Source organism: Natrinema sp. HArc-T2 (assembly GCF_041821085.1).
In the GTDB taxonomy this organism is placed as follows: Archaea; Halobacteriota; Halobacteria; order Halobacteriales; family Natrialbaceae; genus Natrinema.
Genome location: NZ_JBGUAZ010000001.1, coordinates 82,112 through 100,332 on the forward strand (window position 1 = coordinate 82,112; position 18,221 = coordinate 100,332).

The window sequence follows — 18,221 nt, forward strand, 5'->3', positions numbered from 1 at the left end:
CTGATACCGTTACTCCGTTTCGTTTGTCGCGTTGCCAGTCCCCTCGTCGGTTTCGTTGGTCACGTTATCGGTCTCGTCGCTCGTTTCGTTGGTTGTGTCGCCGGTTTCGTTGGTTACGTTGCCAGTCTCGTTACCGGTTTCGTTCGCCCCGCCGTCGGCTGGCTGCTGCAGGGCTTCCTCGAGACCCTGTGTTTCGCCGATGGTGAGGGTGTCGACGGTGCTATTCTCGACCGTCATCGATCCGGCTGAGACGGACGAAATCGTCTCGCCCGTTGCCGTCTCGTTACCATCCGCGGCGGTCTCGTTTTCGGTCGTCTCGGTGTCTCCCTGCTGGGTCTCGAGGGTGCCGACGGTCATCGCTTCGACTGTGATCTCGTCGACGTCAAACTGCTCGATGGTGAGCGACTCGATCTGCTGGATGCTTTCGTTGCTATCGGTTGCGGTGTCGTTTGTCTGGTTTCCGCCGTCACCGCTGCCGCCGAACAGGCCGCCGACGGTGTCGGCGATGCCGGAGAGGATACCCCCGTCGTTACCGTTACCGTCACCGTCACTGTCACCGTCTTCGACGGTCAGGTCCTCGATCGTCAGTTGGTCGACGTTCATCGACTCGATCGTCATGTCCTGTACCGCGACCGTGCTGGCGTCCTCGTCGACGACCTGCTGGAGACCCGTTTCGGACTCGCTTTCGCCGTCGGTCTCGTTAGCGTCGGTTTCGTTCCCGCTGTCGGTTTCGTTGGCGTCGGTTTCGTTCCCGCTGTCGGTTTCGTTGGCGTCGGTTTCGTTCCCGCTGTCGGTTTCGTTGGCGTCGGTTTCGTTCTCCCCGTCGGCCTCGGTGACGGCCATGCTCTCGTTAGCGCCGTCGAGTTCGTCGAGCGAGACGTTCTCGAGTACCAGCGATTCGAAGGCGACGTTCGAAATCGTCACCTCGGAGGGCTCGTCGTCCGCGGTTTCAGTATCTGCAGTCTCGTTATCTGCGCTCTCGTTGTCTGCGGTCTGGTTCCCGTCGGTCTCGTTCAGCTGCTGTTCGAGCTGGTCGGTGTCTCCTTGGACATCGAGTTGCTCGACGGTGAGTTCCTCGATCGTCGCGTTCTCGATCGTGACGTTGTCGAGTTCCAGTGTGCCAACCTGGACGTTTTGCAGCGTCGCGCTCGTCTCGCTCATGTCTCCGGCGTCGTCGTTCGTGGCCGTGGTCGCGCCACCGACGAGGGCGGGACCCCCCGCGAGCGTGACCAGCAGCGCGACGAACACAACACCGAGTATCTGCGATCGTGAATCCATACGGGTCGACCGACGGCCGTTTCCGAGCTAAAATGAGCCGACCGTTACGACATTGTTTCACCGAAAACACCCATTATGGCTGCTCGCTGTCGCTGCTCCGGGGACCCGGACAAACTCCTCACCGCCGCGGTGCCCGAGTGGGTTCCAACCAGATGCTTACCCGCGATCCCGCATCAAAACCTTTGATTGCCCCTCGAAACACAAGCGTCGCCTCGCGTCGCCGACAACCGATCACGGCCGTAGTAGTTACTCGAGTCGGAGTTCGCGCGTCTCGACGGCGTCGCAGGCCGGACAGACGAACTGGTATTGGACCCGTTCGCCCGACGTGGTCACGCGCCAGCCACCGTCGGTGTCGATATAGCCACACGACGGACAGCGGAGTTCCGACTCGTCGAACTTCTCCCGGAGTTGCTCGAACGGCGAACGATGGGCAGACATGTGACAACATATGTCGTGACAGTATATAACATTCTAGGCTCGTCGGTGAGTCACTGTACCGTCTGCCTATCACAACGATTCTTAGGTATCACGACCTAGTGAGGGACATGGACGATGTCGACGCGGATCGCGGCGGTGGTCTCGGTGATCCCGCTGGAGCGGCGCGTGCGCTCGAGCACGTGGTCGATCCGGTGGTGGCGGTCGCCGACGGGACGGTCACGTACGCGAACCCGGCTGCCCGTGATGCTTTCGAAATCGGTGACGCCGACCGCGACGCGGCGACCGCACTCGGGACGCGCTGGAACCGGCTCGCGACGGCGATCGACGAGACGACGGTCGGCACTGCCCGATGGATCGACCTCGATGATGGCCGCGAGGGTGCCCGCATCCACCGCGGTGCCGATGGTGCAACGATCACGTTCGATCGCGGCGGATCCGCCGCTGCCGGCGGCGCTGACGATGTGTCGGATGGCACACAGCCGGGAACGAGCGATCGGCTGGTGAAAGATCGCGCACTCGAGGAAGCCCCCGTCGGGATCACGATCTCCGATCCCGACCGCGAGGACAACCCGCTCGTCTACGTCAACGACGCCTACGAGGAGATCACCGGCTACGAGTACGACGAGGTCGTCGGTCGGAACTGCCGGTTCCTGCAGGGCGAGGAGTCCGACGAGGACGCGATCGCCGAGATGGCGGCGGCCATCGACGAGGATCGACCGGTCACCGTCGAACTCAAAAACTACCGCAAGGACGGCACCGAGTTCTGGAACGAGGTCACGATCGCCCCAGTTCGCGACGACTCGGACCGCGTAACCCACTACGTCGGTTTCCAGAACGACATTACCGCGCGCAAGGAGGCCGAACTCGAACTCGAGCGCCGAACCGACGAACTCGAGTACATCTTAGACCGCGTCGAGGGGTTGATTCAGGACGTGACCGACGTCGTCGCCGGGTCGACCGACCGCGCAGAACTCGAGGCCGAAGTCTGTGACCGGATCGCTGCAGAAGACGCCTACGACGGGGTCTGGATCGGCGAGCGGAATCCGGCGACCGGCACGATCGGCGTCCGCTCGAGCGCGGGGGCCGGCCCCGAACGCGATCGGCTCGAGACGGACGACGACCATCCCGCCGCGGAGACGCTTGTGACCGGCGAGCCCGCAGTCGATACTCGCGATGGAACGACGCTCGCTGCCTTCCCGCTGTCGTACAACGAGATCGAATACGGCGTGTTGACCATCCGAACGGATCGAACGCGCGCTGTCGACGACCGCGAAGCGATCATCCTTTCTGCGCTGGCTCGCGCGGTCGCCAGCGGGATCAATGCCCGCGAGACCAGTCGCGTGCTCACGACCGACGCCGTCGTCGCCGTCGAACTCGACGTGACGGATCGCACGCTCGCACCCGTCGCCCTCTCGACCGACGCCAACTGTCGACTCGAGTATCGCCGGTCGGTCCACCGCATCGACGACGAGACGGCGTCGCTGTTTACCGCCACTGGTGCAAGCGCGGACGAACTCACTGCGGCTGCTGCGGACCTCTCCGACGTTGACTGTCGCGTGGTCGTCGAACGCGACGAGGAGGTTCTGATCGAACTGACTGGCGCGGACAACCTCGTCGGCTGGCTCTCCGAGCGCGGCGTTCGCACCCAGGCGATCGAAAGCGAGGCCGGTCGTGCGCGACTCACACTCGAGGTCCCACGCTCGGCGAACGTCCGCGCAGTCGTCGAGGCCGTCGAGGACCGCTATACCGGCACCGATATCATCTCCTTCCAGCAGCGCGAGCGCGAGGCCGAAACGCGTGAGGAGTTCGCAGCCGGGCTCGAGGAGGCGCTGACCGACCGCCAGTTCGGCGCGTTACAGCGGGCGTATCTCGGCGGCTACTTCGAGTGGCCGCGACCGACGACCGGCGAGGAACTCGCCCAGTCGATGGGCGTCTCGCGACCGACGTTCCACGAGCACCTGCGGACCGCCGAGGCGAAACTGTGTCGGGCGTTCTTCGGCGACGCATAGCAGGGCTCGAGACCGTCACGGCTCGAGAACGGTAGTCGAAGCTTAGCCCCGAGAGACGTCGTGGACGGTCGCCGGCGTTTATATTCTCCATCGTACATCGTGTGGGTCGTCGCCATGCTCTCGTTCGCAACGCCGCTGCAGATCGGAGGAGTGGTTCTCTACTGGGCGGTCGTCTGTTTCACTCTCGCGATTACCGCCGCCGTGGTTGGTGCGCGTGGTGTTGCCGAGAGCTCGGTGGAACTCGAACGGATCGTCGTGTTGATCGTCGTCATCCTCGCGGTGATCGTACTCCTGTTGTGACACGCCGGCTATCGTACCACTTGAACCGAGTGACACACCGATCGCATCGTCCGCGGTACTCGCTCGCGAAACTTACTCCGAACCCCCTCCCGTCGGGCGACCGGGTGTGCAGTGATGGTCAGAGGCTCCGATAGCTAGCTACTGCTCTGACTCGAGATGTGATCGCTGCTGGTTACGTGTCTGTCGCAGTTTGCAGTGTCGGCGAGTGTATCGAGCGAATCCGTTCCAGCGTCATCCGGCGATCGGTCCAGTCTCGATACCGCGACTCCGATAACCGGTACTGGTTACGCGCGGTTGAGAACGCCTAACACGCTGGGCGTCATAGATAATGGTGAGCATTTACCATGACTGAACTCGGTGGATTCCAAGATAGAGTCGCCCGCATCGATCTCTCGGATGGGGAGGTTGCCTACGAGTCGATCGACGACGAGGACGCGAAGAAGTATATCGGTGCGCGAGGGCTCGGGGTAAAGTACGTCTTCGATCAGGGACCGGACGTCGATCCGCTCGGCCCCGACAACCTGCTCGCGTTCATGAACGGGCCGCTGTCGGGCACGCAAGTGACGATGAGTGGTCGGATCGCCGTCTGTACGAAATCGCCGCTGACCGGTACCGTCACCGACAGCCACCACGGCGGCTGGTCCGGTGCCCGGCTCAAGTGGTCCGGCTTCGACGGCCTCCTCTTCGAGGGCCAGGCCGACGACCCGGTCTACGCCGTCGTCGAGGACGGCGAGGTCGAACTTCGGGACGCGTCTCACCTCTGGGGGAACGGCGTCCACGAAACCCGCGAGACGATCGAGGAGGAAGTCGACGGGTCCTACGGCAAGAACCTCTCGATCATGGCGATCGGTCCTGGCGGTGAGAACGAAATTAAGTACGCCTGTATCATCAACGAGGACGACCGCGCATCGGGACGGGGCGGGACGGGCTGTGTCATGGGGTCGAAGAACCTCAAAGCGGTCGTCGTCAAGTCCTCGACGAAGATGCCACAGCCGGCCGATCCGGAAACCTTCCGAGAGGGCCACCAGCAGGCCATGCAGGCCATCCAGGAGTCGGAGGTCACCGCGCCCAACGAGGGTGGGCTCTCGATGTACGGGACGAACGTCTTAATGAACATCGGCGAGGAGATGGACGGCCTCCCGACGAAAAACGGCAAATACACCTCGACCAAGGCCATGCGCGAGGCCGAAGGCGTCGACATCGACGCCGAACGCGTCTCCGGCGAGAACGTCCGTGAGAACATCCTCGTCGACGAGCCGACCTGTCACTCCTGTCCGGTCGCCTGCAAGAAGGAAGTCGAAGTCCAGACGATGCACAAAGGCGAGGAGATGAACGTCCGGACCGAATCCTACGAGTACGAATCGGCCTACGCGCTCGGCCCGAACTCCGGTCACACCGACCGCGACGCTATCGCGCTGATGATCGAGCGCTGTAACGACATGGGCGTCGACACCATCGACACGGGCAACATGATGGCGATGGCCATGGAGATGTCCGAGGAGGGCAAACTCGAGGAAGGCGACCTCGAGTGGGGCGACACCGAGACGATGATCGACCTGATCGACCGGATCGCCCGCCGCGAGGACGACCTCGCGGACCTGCTGGCCGAAGGGCCACGCCGGGTCGCCGACCGCAAGGAGGCCCACGACAACTCGCTGGCGGTCAAAGGCCAGACGATCGCGGCCTACGACCCGCGCTGTATGAAGGGCATGGGCATCGGCTACGCCACCTCGAACCGCGGGGCCTGCCACCTGCGGGGCTACACCCCCGCCGCCGAAATCCTGGGCATCCCCGAGAAGGTCGACCCCTACGAGTACGAGGGCAAGGGCGAACTCACCGCTCAGTTCCAGGATCTCCACGCCATCAGCGACTCCTTCGACATCTGCAAGTTCAACGCCTTCGCCGAAGGCATCGAGGAGTACGTCACCCAGTACAACGGGATGACCGGCCGTGACGTCACCGAAGACGAACTCCTCGAGGCCGGCGAACGGGTGTACAACCTCGAGCGGTACTACAACAACCTCGTCGGCTTCGACGGCAGCGACGACTCGCTACCCGAGCGCTTCCTCGAGGACGGCATCCGCGGGCAGGGCGCAAGCGAAGGCGAGTACTGCGAACTCGACGAGATGAAAGCAGAGTACTACGAACACCGCGGCTGGGTCGACGGCGTCGTCCCCGACGAGAAACTCGACGAACTCGGGATCGATATTGGCCCCGGAACGGGCGTCAGCAGCGAGGGCGGTGCAGCGGTCTCGGGCGACGACTGATCGCTATCGTCGTCCTTGCGGCGACCGAATTATTACAAACAGCAAAAGCCGCTTCGAGCCGTCGACTGCGTCCGCTACGGGATGAGACGGATCGTGTCCGCGACAGCTGACTCCGTAGCGACGCTAGTCGTCTGCGACGGCGTAGGTGGCAGCCGAGTCGGCTTCGTCCGGCTTCGTCAGCTCGACTTCGACACCGCCGTCGGCGACGGAGACCAGCACGTCGTCGAAGTTCTTCCGGTACTCGGTCGCGTGCTTGCCCGAGGTGTTGATCCGGACTTGCTCTGTGACCAGCTCGGCTTCGGTCAGCATCTCGACTTTCCGGTAGGCTGTCGACATCGGGATGTCACATTCCTCGGAAAGTTCCGTCGCCGTCAGCGCGGTTTCGGCTGTCGCCTCGAGAATGGCCCGGCAGGCGTCGTCGTCGAGTGCTGCGAGCACGGCCTGGGGATCGACAGGATCGTCACGTTGCCAGCCTCGTCGCCGGGTGTCTGAGTTCGTAGCGGACATCTGTTACATCCCCTAGTAGCAACCAGTCCCCCTCCAAATGAGTCCCAATAAATACAGGGTGCTTTATATACGGTGTCGTAATTCTCGCTCGGCGGCGTACGTGAGGTGCTTGCGGACGCAGGCTTTAGGATGCCTGCGTCCCACCAGTGCGTCATGGCATCGGGGATTCGCGCGGAGGTAAAGATCGACGATCCGACCGACTGTATCGTCACACAGGCCGCAGCCGAAACGAGCGGTCGGGTCCACTCCGTCTCGAAGAGTACCAACCCGTCGACGCCCGAACGCGTGACCGTCGAATTCATGCTCGAGGCGGAGATAGAACCCGACGAATTCGACGTCGACGCGAAGCTCTCGGCGATCTTCTCGTATGGCTCGAGTACCGTCTATCGGTTCGAGCGCGACCTCGACCACGGCTGTCCCTGTGCGTGCATCGAGCGCTTCGACTGTCCGCCCGTCGATGTCCGTGCACATGGCGCGTCGCTGTACCTGACGTTTCACGCACCAGATATGACACACCTCCAGACGGTCATCGGCGCGTTGCGGGAGCGCTATGCGACGCTCGACGTCCAGCGGCTGCTCCAGTCCCAACAAGAACATACCGAGCAGAACCTCGTCTTCGTCGATCGGAACACGCTCACCGACCGCCAGGCCGAAGTCCTCGAGACGGCACATCGAATGGGGTATTTCGAACACCCAAAGCGGGCAAACGCCGGCGAGGTCGCTGACGAGCTCGGAATCACCGGGACGACGCTGACCGAACACCTCGCCGCAGCACAGACGAAACTCCTGAACGCGATTCTCGATCACGAGTAGGCGTCTCGTCGCGGTCGGCGATTCATCTGGATTCAACCCCTAAGAACGTGTCGGGACCTACAGGCACGCGGCAGCGAACCGCAATGCTATATATACCGGACGTGCAGCTATACCGTACACAAGCGAGGGTGCTACCCGACCCGCTCCGCCATGAGTAGATACGAATTCACGTGCCCCGAGTGTGGGCAAGAAATCGAAGTCAATGAATCGATGCGCGAAGCCACGCTGACACACGGCTGTCCGGTTTGTGCAGCGTCGGTGACGCCGTCTGACTTCGCGGCGGGGCAACCGACCGAGAACTGAAACCGCACCGTCCCCCTCGAGTGTCCGTCCTGCGCGACTTCCGCTGCTAGTCTAGGCCTGCCGGTCGACTTTGGTCCAGCGACCGTTGAGCGTGGCCGGTTCGAGGCGATAGAGTTCGATACAGAGGTCGTCTTTCCCGTCAGCCCAGAGCTCGAACAGTGGTCGCTTTGCCTCGCCGTACTGGGCGATTTCCTCGGGTGTGAGCTCCGACGGCTCGATGCTCTCGAGGCTGCCAGTCGCGATGATACTGCGATAGGACGCCTCCGCCTCATCGTAGACGACGAGTCGTGCCTCCGGCGAGGACTCGAGGAACTGGCGTTTTTCGCTCTCGGGCGTCGAAACCAGCCGCATATAGAACTCCCGATCGTCGTCGTCGTAGCCGTACGAGATCGGGATCGCATAGGGCTCGTCTGCGCGCGCAAGCGACAGCACCCCCGTCTCGTGTCGACCGAGGAAGTCGTCGATCTCCGTGTCGGTCATCTCGTTCTCCTGTTCGATGGCCATCGTCTCAGTAGCTTGCCAAAGGTGCAACACTATCTTTATAGTTGCCATCGACCGCGAGACCACTGCGGAGATCGTATCATCGGTTTGTGACGATCCGGTCGTGTCGCCGGCTCGGCCCCACCACTTCGTGCTTCTCAAGTCACTCTCTGTCACTGCAGACCGGCTCACGTGGCGGCCCTGCGAGTTCGTCTGATACGGTCTGCTATCACTGGGTACCGGCACACCCACATGACGGGTCGCGGGTGCGCCGGCACTGACTGATAGGTGTCCGTATGAAGGAGTCCATAGGTGTCCGTATGAAGGAGTCCGTCGCAGGTCAGTCGGTACTAGGCGCTGATCCCGATAATGACCGGCTCCCGGATTTCGAGTGCCGTCTCGAATTCGGCCTCGCGGTCCGTCCGCCGTCCGATCCGCAATAGCTGCTCTTCGTGTGCGCGGCAGATTGCCGACAGCTCGCGGTCGGTCACGTCGAGACGCGTACCGAGGTCGTCCCAGTGTCCCCAGTCGACGAGAAAGACTTCCAGATCGTCGTCTGTATAGAGCCGTTCGTACTCCCGGCGATATCGCTCGAGGTCCGGTCCAAGCATCGCCTGTGTGCGATCGATCAGGTCTGGCAGTCGGGTCGGCGCAACGCTCGCCTTGGCGGCGGTCAGCAGGAGGACCTGTCCCTCGATCGGCTCACCCGCCATTTATCCACCTGCGCGCATCGCTTTCTGTGCGAACTGTTCGACGAGGGGCTCGAGCGTGGCTTCCTCGCCCTCGAAGACGATTGTCACCTCGGTCAACTGGAGCGAGGGGCCGACGCCGACCGTCTCCGAGGAGAACGTCGCCGTCCAGTCGTCGCCTGCGACGGTATCGTCGGCGACTCGCTCGCCGCCAAGCTTCGTCAGGTATCGAACCACGAGCCGCTCGGAGATGCCGCGAAAGGATCGCTCGAGACGCACTGTCATACACCTGATTCGGCTGCCGGACGGATATACTGTCGGGCAGCGGTCAGGCGAGGGCCGATCGCTGCCATCGGTACTGTGATGGAGCGCGGTCAGCCGACCGCTCGAAACAGGACCACCGCGCCGATGCCGCCACACAGCGCCAGCAGAATGTTCTCCGTGCGCCACATGACCAGCACGACGACGCCGGCTGCACCCCACTCTGCTGGTCCACCGGTCGCCAGTTCCGGTCCGAGGATTGCGATCACGATCGCGCCCGGCAGGACCGACAGCCCGGCCTCGAGTCGCTCGCTGACCTCGATTCGGCGCAGCAGCCAGAAGCCACCGACTTTCGTCAGCGCGGTCACGAGCGTCATCGCGAGGATGACGCCGACGACGAGCGGATCGAGCGCAAGCGCACCCTCACTCGTCATACCGGATCACCTCGACGGTTGCGGCTGCGAGGCCGCCAAGCAGGATGTACCACTGACCCGGAACGACGTTCGCGGCGGTGATGGCGGTCGCGAGCGCGACGAGCCACGGGACGAGCGTCGAGCGTCCCTCCCAGAGTTCGACGGCGAGCGCGACGAAGACCGCCGCGAGGACGAAGTCGATTCCGTACTGCGCTGGATCGCCGATCACGCCGCCGGCGGCCGCGCCGATGACCGTTGCGCCGACCCAGCAACACCAGATCGCGATCCCGGTTCCCAGGAGGAACGCCCCCCGGTTGCTGCCGGACTTGAGTTCGCGCATGGTCAGCGCCCAGTTTTCGTCGGCCATCACCAGCAGGCTCCCGTAGCTCTGCCGTGGTGTGAGTCGCTCGAGCCACGGGCTCAGCGCGGCACCCATCAACGAGTAGCGCAGGTTGATCGCAAGCGTCGTGAGAACGATCGTCGCGACCGGGAGCGGTTCCGCCCAGAGTTCGACGGCGACGATCTGGGCGGCGCCCGCGATAACGGTCGCACTCATCAGCGTCGCCTCGGCGACGCTCAGCCCTGCCTGGCGGGCGAGCATCCCGAACGCGACCCCGTAGCCGCCGACACCGAGTGCGACCGGGAGGCAGGTGAGAAAACCGGCGCGAATTCCCTCGCGGTCGAACGTGATCGTCTCGTTTTGCGTTTCCGTCACGTGCAGTTCGTCGGCCGGATCGTCCTCCGTTGCCATCGCGTGCGGTTCGTCGATCGGGTTGTCCGACGGAGTCTCGACGCACTCACCATGGCTCCGATCAGCGTCGCTACCGTCGAGTTTCGTCACGTTCGATTCGAGTCTAGCGACGCGTAAAGCGTTCTCGAAATCGCCGTCGGGCGTGCCGATCACGGCCCGTTCTCGCCGCCCGTGTCAGGAACGTCGGTTCGGCGCTAGCCGCCGGCGACCGGCGGAAACACCGACACGACGTCATCCGCTTCGAGCGCGGTCTCAGCTCCAGCCATGTGGACCACGTTGCGACCGTTTTTCAGCACGCTCAGCTGTGGCCGGATCTGTCCCTCCTCGAGTAACTGCCCCTCGAGCCCGTCGTATTCGGCCTCGAGATCGGCGAGCACCTCGCCGACGGTCGATTCGTCTCCGATCGTTCGCGTTTGCTCTTTCTCCCCGACGGCTTCCCGGTACGTGGCGAAAAACCGAAGATCGATGTCCATACAGGAGGGTCGTGGTCGGACGACATAAGTCCGGGCGGTGGTCCCACTACGATCGCGTCTCGCGGTGTGTGCGCGTTCGCCCGGGCGGTGATCGCTTCCAGCTCAGGTCGCCGAGGCTGCTGGCGATGTCGTGTACGAGACCGACGTGATATCGGCGGTTGCGAGTGCGTCGTCGATCGCGCTCGCGCCGCTTTCGGCTGCCTCGCGCTCGTCGTCGGCCTCGGTGGTGACCGTCACGGAAAACTCGAGGGAGATCGTGTACGGATCGAACGGTGCCGTTGGATGTTCGTAGACGTCGGCGTCGGTAACGTCCCAGTCGGTGATCGTCCCCTCCGCTGCGAGGGTCTCGAGGGTGTCGGCAACTGTCGACGTCGCGTCGTCACAGGCAGTCGTATCGGATCCGCCGTGAAGCGTCACGAGTGTCGTCCCTGTTCGGGACACAGCGAACTCCATGCCGTCTCTAAGGTGGCCTGGAATTTCAATGCTTGGTATGAATTAACACAATTGGTCACTACTCGACCCAGAACGGAACGCCGTGTGCCGAGAGGAGCGATCGCATCCGGTCGACGCCGCCTTGAATGTCCCATCCGTCCTGTGTGTAGTGTTTGTACGGATGGCGAAGCCACGAGTGTTCGCGATGGGCGAACACCTCGACGGTTCCTTCGCCCGTCCGAAACAGCGTGACGTGCAGTTGCCAGCGCGCAAGCGGTGATTCGCGGCGGACCCAACTCCCTGCCGAGCGTCGCCCGTCGTCGTGAACCTTCAGCGACGCGATCGGCTCCGACTCGAACGCCAACTCCGCGAGCATCGACCGCACTGCAGCCAGGGTGCGCTTGACGGTGCCGACGTACTCCGCTGGATGTTGTCTGCAGATGGCGTAGCCACCGAGGGGCTCTTTGAGCCGGTGGAGTGCCGGCAGAAGCCGACGGCGGACGCGAGTCGTCAGATCGATCGCGTCTGTTCCATCCGGTGTCGGTCGGTCAGTCGTCGCCACACGTTTCACTCTCGAGTCTGACTACAAAACAATTATTATCAGATATATTTTACTTCTATGGTGTGGGTAGAGTAAAACGGGGATACAGACATACAAAGGCGAAAATATGGCTATATAGAACTACACTTACGCATGACAGGTTCTACAGACAATTGTTCGGCAGGTGTCGCCGCTCGTCACAGATCCTGGAGTCGAATGCCGTCTGCCACCAATCGGGCGTTTCGCTCCCGATCGAGGTGATCGGCGAGGTCGTCGTGTTCGTGCAGTTGTGCGATCACGTCGGCGTACAGCGTCCGCCACGCGATCGCGTAAATCGGTGACTGTCCCCACGCTCGCAGCTCCGGCACCAGTTCGTCGTAGGTCTCGTATCGCGCCTCGAAGCGGTCGATTGCCTCGAGCACGCGAGCGGCGGCCTCGCGCTCGTCGTCGGCGTCCTCGAGTGCCCGATTGAGTCGGTTTTCCCAGCCTGCGACGGCCTTTTGCATGTCTGCCGCCGCGCTCTCGTCGTCGTCGGGCAGTCGCTCGAGGATCGGTTCCGGAACACCAAGCGTAATTTCGTCCATACGACGTGCTATGCGATCGCCTGACAAGAAACTGTTTCCATTCAGCGACCCCGGGGTGCCTACTGGGAGTCGAGCCACGTCGCCAACATGATCTCGTCGACGAGTTCGCCGTCGAGACAGTACTGGCCCTCGTGTTCGCCGTCTCGCTGCCAGCCGTGTTCTTCCAAGAACGCGAGTGCGTCGTCGTTGGTCGCGGGCACGTTCTGATAGCATTTCTGATACCCGGCGTCGCTGGCCCACTCGAGGCCGTACTCGAGCAGCGACGAGCCGATGCCCCGCCGTCGATACTGTGGCTCGACCCCGACGGTGAGTTCGGCAGTGTGACGCAGTGCCGGGAGTGCCGGTGCGTCGATGTGGAGCCAGCCGACGACATCGCCGTCCGTCGCCGGTGGCTCGGTACGTTCTTCGGACGACTCGGTCTCGGCTTCGTCCTCGGCCGGCTCCGGCAGAAGGATCGCCACGAAGACGATCCGCGACCGCGCCTCGTTGGCACGGACGAGCGCCGATTCCCGATCGAGTTCCATCGCGACGGTCTCGGCGCCGACGTACGTCTCGCCCTCGGCGACCGTCCGCATCGTCTCGACGACCCCGGCCCGGTCTTCCTCGCGCGCCGGTCGGATGACGACGACCCCCTCGTCGCACTCGAGATCAGCCGTCGTTGCCGAGAGCGCGATCCGAACCTTCCCGTCGATGTCGGTCAGATAGCCCTCAGCTTGCAGCGTCTCGAGACACGACTGCAGCTCGTCCTGCGTGGGTGGCACCGACTCGGTGTACGCCCTCGATCGAGCTGGTTTCGAATCCGAGTGACCGCCGTCGACTTCGATCGATCGCGCCAACTCGGCAGGCGTGACGGCTCCGTTTCGCTCGACGTACTCGTAGATGCGTCGCTGGAGCTCGTTTTCGAACGAGCCGGTCGGGTACACGCTCATAGCAACGACCGCGCGAACCGACGGTATTAGTATGCGATTCGTATCAGCGCCGATCTGGTTCCCGCCGCGGCGAAGTACGTCATTGTACTCGAGGCCCAACCGTTTCGAACAGTACGGACGCCTGTCACGACCGGAAATCACTTGCTAGGACCTGTTCCAGTCGCTGCCGATCCCGACTTGAACGGACTCAGTCGCGATTTACTATCGCGATATGGGGTTTATTATAGTGGTGACGGCGACTCACGCCAGCCACTCGGGACACACGTCGGTTGATACGGGAACTGAAATCGAGAACTTGTGACGCAGCATCGACTGTGAACCGGGGATGGCCCGGCGTTCGACTCGGCCAGCACTCGATTGAGACGGATTCCAGCCAGTCGTCATGTCAGTGCCGGCGGATCGCAACCCGCATGCGGGTGTGCTGGGGCCAAGAGATACCAGCCCGCATGACGTGTCGATCGTCCGTCTTGCGCAGGACGTGCCCGCTCTTTCGATCAGCTCACACTGGCGGTCGGACACATCACGGACTGCATTCGAACTGCGTGACTCGAGTCCGAGCCCGACCTACGTACACCGACCGTCGAGTTGGGTGAGCGACCGTGGCAGGCAATGGCCGCTTGTTAGCGCTGTCGTACAGATAGACGATCGTGCGCGCGCGTAGCCACCGCCGTCCGGTCGCCGCCATCAGCCCCGTGTCAGTGGTCTGTCTTCGTCGGCAGTCACCGGTCGTGGTCGTTCCTGCTGCGCGTGTTGATCTCGAGATCTCGGTGTGGTTCGTCACAGTATCGTAACACCTGCACCGAGGACGCACCGATCACACCGTCCGCGGTGCTCGCTCACGATGTTCGCTCCGACCTGCACTCGTGCGATCGGGTGTCCGGTGACGTTCAGATAGACGCTTGTCAGTGGGTGCCGGCGGGTCCGCGACCCGCCATGCACGGGTGCGCCGAGCTACGCGAGTAGTCGTTCCGACGCCAACGGACGTGAGTCCCGTGGCGTGTCCAATCCAGCAGTCCAAGGCAGGCGGTTCGAGAGCCGTGGCCTCACGGTTCACTTCGTGACTGTCTCATCCGAGTGGTGGAACGCCGTTCGTGATGGCGGTCGAATCTCGTCTTAGGCTGTCGCCGATCTCATGCTGTCACACTCGGAGGGTCGACCTGCACACCGACCGGAATCTCGCTTCCTGACCGACGGTAAATCATATATTGCTATATCGAATTAGTGGTACTTTCGACTGGATCGGATCGATCGCGTCATCACAGTCGCTCGTCGGCGTCGATCGGACGGGCAACCGAACTCACAGCCACTCGAGACCGTCTCGAAGAAAGACTATTTCGGCGGCAGGTTTACACCGCCTGCGACTGTTCTAGGCTGTAGTATAGCAGTCTCCAATGACGGATCTTGGCGTTCAGCGCTCGCGAATCGGCGAGTACGGCACGACCAGTAGCCACTCACTGCCGGCAACCGGACACTGCTGGCTGTTATGGCAGGTGCGTGAAGCCGCAAGGACGAACCTCAAGAGCGGGGCCCCACGTATCTCCGTAATCACAGCAAAACGACAGCGCAACATGACCCGGCTGAGTTCGTGCGCGAGCGAACGGAAGACGGCGGCACGGACAGCGCCGACGCCGAACCGGAACGAGCGAGACGGGAGGTCTCCGACTGACAGTGCCCGACACGATGGGAGACGACCAGCATCGACCCAGATTGCCAGCGCAGTTGTGGACCGAGACACGGTAACTGATGAGTAAGTCAGACACGTTTCAGGCAGAGCCAGCACAGATCCTCTTGGTCGAAGACAACCCCGGCGATGTCCGTCTGACCAGAGAGGCGTTCAAACAGGGGCGGATCGAAAACGACCTCCACGTGGTCTCCGACGGGTTCGAGGCGCTTTCGTTTCTCGCACAGGAAGACGAGTACGCCGATGTACCGCGTCCGGACCTCATTTTGTTGGATCTCAATCTGCCGCGAAAAGACGGCGAGGACGTTCTCAAGGAACTCAAAGACGATCCGGCGCTCCGGTCGATCCCGGTGATCGTCTTGACGAGTTCGAGCGCCGAAGAAGACATCGCCAGATCCTACGAACTCCACGCCAACGCCTATCTGACGAAGCCGGTCGATCCCGACGAGTTCATCGAGACGGTCCGCGCCTTCGAGAAGTTCTGGTTTTCAGTCGTCCGGCTGCCACCGGAGGCCGATATCTAATGAGTGAGACGAACACCCAATCCACCGAGGAGGCAAACTCAGAGACCGACGATGCGCTTCAGGTCCTCCTGATCGAGGACAACCCTGGCGACGCCCGCCTCATCCAAGAGATGCTCCACGGGACCGAAGAGCTCGTAAAGCGGGTCGGCGCTGCCGAAACGGTCGATCAGACACCCGAGCTATCACACAAGACGAGCCTCGAGGATGGCCTCGAGACGATCTCATCCGAGCGAACCGACGTTATTCTTCTGGACCTCAACCTCTCCGACAGCGAGGGGTTGTCGACGCTCGAGACGGTCCATGAGGCATCTGAGACGCCGATCGTCGTTTTGACTGGCCTGCGCGATCAGCAGGTCGGCATCAAGGCGATCCAGCGCGGCGCTCAGGACTTCCTCGTCAAAGACGAGGTGACGAGCGAACTCCTGATCCGGACGATCCATCACGCGATCGAGCGGGCCCGCCAACAGCGGAAACGCCGCCAACAGCGCGAGCAACTCGCGGCGCTCAATCGACTCAACCGGATCGGCCACGACATCACCCACGCGGTGATCACGACCGAGACGCGCGCGGAGCTCGAACAACAGGTCTGTGACCGACTCACCGGGTCCGACGCCTATCGCTTCGCCTGGATCGGCGAGGTCAATCCGGGCAGCGACCGCGTCACCCCGAAGGCGGCAGCCGGCGTCGAAGAGGGGTACCTCGACGAGATCGACGTCACCGTCGACGAAGACGAGAGGAGCGGTCAAGGGCCGGCAGGCACGGCCATTCGGACTGGTCAGGTGCAGGTGATGAACGATGCCCAGACGGATCCCCAGTTCGAACCGTGGCGAGAGCCGGCACATGCCCGCGGGTATCGATCGTCGGCGGCGATTCCGATTATACACGAGGATCTCGTCTACGGCGTCTTGGGCGTCTACTCGTCGTCACCGCGAGCGTTCGAAGGCCCTGAAACCGCCGTCCTCGCCCGGACCGGCGACGTCATCGCCCATGCGATCACTGCGATCGAACGCCGGGACGCGCTGGTCAGCGACGCCGTCATCGAACTCGAGTTCCGCGTCGAGGAACTGGCCGAACCCCTGATCGACCTCTCGAGTTCCGAAGCGTGTACGATCACGATCGAGCAGCTGGTCGGCGGTGACGAGACGCTTCTGGTGTATGGCTCGGCTCAGGATGTCTCCCAGGACGCGTTCACCGAGGCCGTCGACCGAACCGACGGCATCAGCGACGTTCGAGTCCTCTCAGCCAAACGCGACGAATTCGAGTTCGAACTCGTCGCACCGACGGCTACCTCCCTGTTCGAGACGATCGCAACCCACGGCGGTCGCGTCGCCTCGGCGACGATCGACGACGGGGAGTTCCGCTTCGTCGTCGAACTCCCGCGTGGACGGGACACCCGCCAGATGATCGAGCTTATCAGAGGCCAGCGCGACGACATTACCTACCTCGCACAGCGAACGGTCGAACGAAGCGAGCGCGGCGAGGCCGGCGCGACGTCCGTCCTCGAGGACGAACTTACCGAGAAACAGCGGGCCGCCCTCGAGACGGCCTACTTCGGGGGCTACTTCGACTGGCCCCGAGAGAGCACCGGCGAGGAGATCGCCGATCGATTGGGTATCGCACCGGCGACGCTCAACCAGCACCTCCGGACAGCCGAACGGAAGTTCTTCGACTCAGTGCTCGGCGAGTAGCGATCGGTGTTGCCGTCGCTGGCCTCGCTGGCTCGCTCGAGTCCGCTTCAAAGCGAAAACTAGTGTCGGACGATTATGCTGCACCGCGGGGTTCGGTCGCGGGCGGGGTCACGTCCTCGATCGGTCGGGACGCCATCGCGACAGAGACCATCGAGAGGCCAGTCACGAGAAGGCTCACGCCCACGAGCAGGCCGATCGCCCAGGCTGCCGTGGCCGGGAAGCCGGCCCAGAGGAGGCCGGCGAGGACCAGCGAGATGACGCCGCTGACGGCGATCGACGTCCGTCCCGGGGCCGACCCCATCCACAGCGCCAGCCCCAGTTCGACGATGCCGTCGACGAACAGGTACGCCACGAGCGCCACCGTCAGAGTGACGAGCGCGACGGCGGGTGCGGCGAGTACGGCCACCCCGGCGAGTACCGAGACGATCGCGAGCGCAACCTGCCAGAGCGAGCCGCGCCAGCCGCGTGCCGTGAACGCGTGGACGGCGTGGACGAGCCCGCCGACGACGAGGAGCGCCCCGAGCGCGATCGATACCGAAAGCCCGGTGACGACCGGAGTGGCCATCGCGAGGATGCCAACCAATCCGACGATCCCGCCCGCGATCGCGAGGGGGCGCCAGTCGCTCTCGAGGGTGGTCCCCTTGGCGTACACAGTGTCTGCTGTTTCACTGCTCATTGTTGTTCACAGTACTCCGTACGTCGTGTACGTATATAACACAATTCTGCGATTTGACAGTGTGTTCCAAAGGGAGACCGGTCCGAAACCCGGATGAACGGCAGTGTCAGGTCGGCTCGAAGGACTCGAGACGGAAGGCAGCCGAACCACGACGACTATCCCAGTGGCCATGAGATGTCAAGCC

The 18,221-nt window shown here is 63.0% G+C and carries 21 protein-coding genes; 7 read left to right on the forward strand and 14 right to left on the reverse strand.

Annotated elements, in window-relative coordinates; translation table 11 throughout:
- Positions 1 to 9 precede the first annotated feature (9 nt).
- Both ACERI1_RS00465 and ACERI1_RS00470 read right to left on the reverse strand, forming a co-directional pair.
- Positions 10 to 1,278, reverse strand: a complete 1,269-nt coding sequence (locus ACERI1_RS00465) for a hypothetical protein (RefSeq protein ID WP_373616053.1) — start codon at positions 1,276 to 1,278, stop codon at positions 10 to 12.
- 246 nt (positions 1,279 to 1,524) lie between these two features.
- Positions 1,525 to 1,716, reverse strand: a complete 192-nt coding sequence (locus tag ACERI1_RS00470; protein ID WP_373616054.1) for an HVO_0649 family zinc finger protein — start codon at positions 1,714 to 1,716, stop codon at positions 1,525 to 1,527.
- 107 nt (positions 1,717 to 1,823) lie between these two features.
- Between ACERI1_RS00470 and ACERI1_RS00475 the strand changes: the two genes are divergently transcribed.
- From ACERI1_RS00475 to ACERI1_RS00485, 3 genes are all read left to right on the forward strand, one after another.
- Positions 1,824 to 3,725: a bacterio-opsin activator domain-containing protein gene (locus tag ACERI1_RS00475; protein ID WP_373616055.1), complete on the forward strand. Its 1,902-nt coding sequence runs from the start codon at positions 1,824 to 1,826 to the stop codon at positions 3,723 to 3,725.
- A 114-nt stretch (positions 3,726 to 3,839) separates the two neighbouring features.
- Positions 3,840 to 4,025 carry a DUF1328 domain-containing protein gene (locus ACERI1_RS00480; RefSeq protein WP_373616056.1) on the forward strand — a complete coding sequence of 62 codons (186 nt, stop codon included), beginning with the start codon at positions 3,840 to 3,842 and terminating at the stop codon, positions 4,023 to 4,025.
- A 344-nt stretch (positions 4,026 to 4,369) separates the two neighbouring features.
- Entirely contained in the window at positions 4,370 to 6,292 is a 1,923-nt protein-coding gene (locus ACERI1_RS00485; RefSeq protein WP_373616057.1) for an aldehyde ferredoxin oxidoreductase family protein, read from the forward strand.
- A 123-nt stretch (positions 6,293 to 6,415) separates the two neighbouring features.
- Here the strand turns inward: ACERI1_RS00485 and ACERI1_RS00490 are convergent, their stop codons facing one another.
- The gene (locus ACERI1_RS00490; RefSeq protein WP_373616058.1) at positions 6,416 to 6,799 is read right to left on the reverse strand and encodes a helix-turn-helix domain-containing protein; all 384 of its coding nucleotides are present in this window, start codon (positions 6,797 to 6,799) and stop codon (positions 6,416 to 6,418) included.
- A gap of 153 nt (positions 6,800 to 6,952) precedes the next feature.
- Here ACERI1_RS00490 and ACERI1_RS00495 point away from each other — a divergent pair, with 153 nt between their 5' ends.
- Positions 6,953 to 7,612 carry a helix-turn-helix domain-containing protein gene (locus tag ACERI1_RS00495; RefSeq protein WP_373616059.1) on the forward strand — a complete coding sequence of 220 codons (660 nt, stop codon included), beginning with the start codon at positions 6,953 to 6,955 and terminating at the stop codon, positions 7,610 to 7,612.
- Positions 7,613 to 7,762: 150 nt separating this feature from the next.
- Positions 7,763 to 7,915 (forward strand): FmdB family zinc ribbon protein, encoded by a 153-nt coding sequence (locus ACERI1_RS00500; protein WP_373616060.1) that lies wholly within the window; start codon positions 7,763 to 7,765, stop codon positions 7,913 to 7,915.
- A 51-nt stretch (positions 7,916 to 7,966) separates the two neighbouring features.
- Here the strand turns inward: ACERI1_RS00500 and ACERI1_RS00505 are convergent, their stop codons facing one another.
- The 10 genes from ACERI1_RS00505 to ACERI1_RS00550 form a co-directional block, all read right to left on the reverse strand.
- On the reverse strand, positions 7,967 to 8,419 hold the full coding sequence (locus ACERI1_RS00505; protein ID WP_373616061.1) for a pyridoxamine 5'-phosphate oxidase family protein: 453 nt from the start codon (positions 8,417 to 8,419) through the stop codon (positions 7,967 to 7,969).
- Positions 8,420 to 8,745: 326 nt separating this feature from the next.
- Positions 8,746 to 9,108 carry a hypothetical protein gene (locus ACERI1_RS00510; RefSeq protein WP_373616062.1) on the reverse strand — a complete coding sequence of 121 codons (363 nt, stop codon included), beginning with the start codon at positions 9,106 to 9,108 and terminating at the stop codon, positions 8,746 to 8,748.
- Positions 9,109 to 9,369 carry a hypothetical protein gene (locus tag ACERI1_RS00515; RefSeq protein WP_373616063.1) on the reverse strand — a complete coding sequence of 87 codons (261 nt, stop codon included), beginning with the start codon at positions 9,367 to 9,369 and terminating at the stop codon, positions 9,109 to 9,111.
- An 89-nt stretch (positions 9,370 to 9,458) separates the two neighbouring features.
- The gene (locus ACERI1_RS00520) at positions 9,459 to 9,779 is read right to left on the reverse strand and encodes an AzlD family protein (protein ID WP_373616064.1); all 321 of its coding nucleotides are present in this window, start codon (positions 9,777 to 9,779) and stop codon (positions 9,459 to 9,461) included.
- Complete coding sequence (locus tag ACERI1_RS00525) at positions 9,769 to 10,509, reverse strand: AzlC family ABC transporter permease (protein WP_373616829.1); 741 nt, start codon at positions 10,507 to 10,509, stop codon at positions 9,769 to 9,771. Before ACERI1_RS00525 ends, ACERI1_RS00520 begins: the two co-directional genes overlap by 11 nt.
- Positions 10,510 to 10,703: 194 nt before the next feature.
- Positions 10,704 to 10,982, reverse strand: coding sequence for a ubiquitin-like small modifier protein 1 (locus ACERI1_RS00530; protein WP_373616065.1), 279 nt, complete (start codon positions 10,980 to 10,982; stop codon positions 10,704 to 10,706).
- Positions 10,983 to 11,084: 102 nt separating this feature from the next.
- Entirely contained in the window at positions 11,085 to 11,435 is a 351-nt protein-coding gene (locus ACERI1_RS00535) for a hypothetical protein (RefSeq protein WP_373616066.1), read from the reverse strand.
- Positions 11,436 to 11,493: 58 nt separating this feature from the next.
- Positions 11,494 to 11,976, reverse strand: coding sequence for a hypothetical protein (locus ACERI1_RS00540; RefSeq protein ID WP_373616067.1), 483 nt, complete (start codon positions 11,974 to 11,976; stop codon positions 11,494 to 11,496).
- Positions 11,977 to 12,152: 176 nt separating this feature from the next.
- Positions 12,153 to 12,539 carry a hypothetical protein gene (locus ACERI1_RS00545; protein ID WP_373616068.1) on the reverse strand — a complete coding sequence of 129 codons (387 nt, stop codon included), beginning with the start codon at positions 12,537 to 12,539 and terminating at the stop codon, positions 12,153 to 12,155.
- A gap of 59 nt (positions 12,540 to 12,598) precedes the next feature.
- Entirely contained in the window at positions 12,599 to 13,468 is an 870-nt protein-coding gene (locus ACERI1_RS00550; protein ID WP_373616069.1) for an N-acetyltransferase family protein, read from the reverse strand.
- A 1,743-nt stretch (positions 13,469 to 15,211) separates the two neighbouring features.
- Between ACERI1_RS00550 and ACERI1_RS00555 the strand changes: the two genes are divergently transcribed.
- Positions 15,212 to 15,673, forward strand: coding sequence for a response regulator (locus ACERI1_RS00555; protein WP_373616070.1), 462 nt, complete (start codon positions 15,212 to 15,214; stop codon positions 15,671 to 15,673).
- Positions 15,673 to 17,361, forward strand: a complete 1,689-nt coding sequence (locus tag ACERI1_RS00560; protein ID WP_373616071.1) for a bacterio-opsin activator domain-containing protein — start codon at positions 15,673 to 15,675, stop codon at positions 17,359 to 17,361. Before ACERI1_RS00555 ends, ACERI1_RS00560 begins: the two co-directional genes overlap by 1 nt.
- 73 nt (positions 17,362 to 17,434) lie before the next feature.
- Here ACERI1_RS00560 and ACERI1_RS00565 read toward each other — a convergent pair whose 3' ends face one another.
- A complete protein-coding gene (locus ACERI1_RS00565) occupies positions 17,435 to 18,037 on the reverse strand; it encodes an HdeD family acid-resistance protein (RefSeq protein ID WP_373616072.1) in 603 nt (200 codons plus the stop codon).
- Positions 18,038 to 18,221 lie beyond the last annotated feature (184 nt).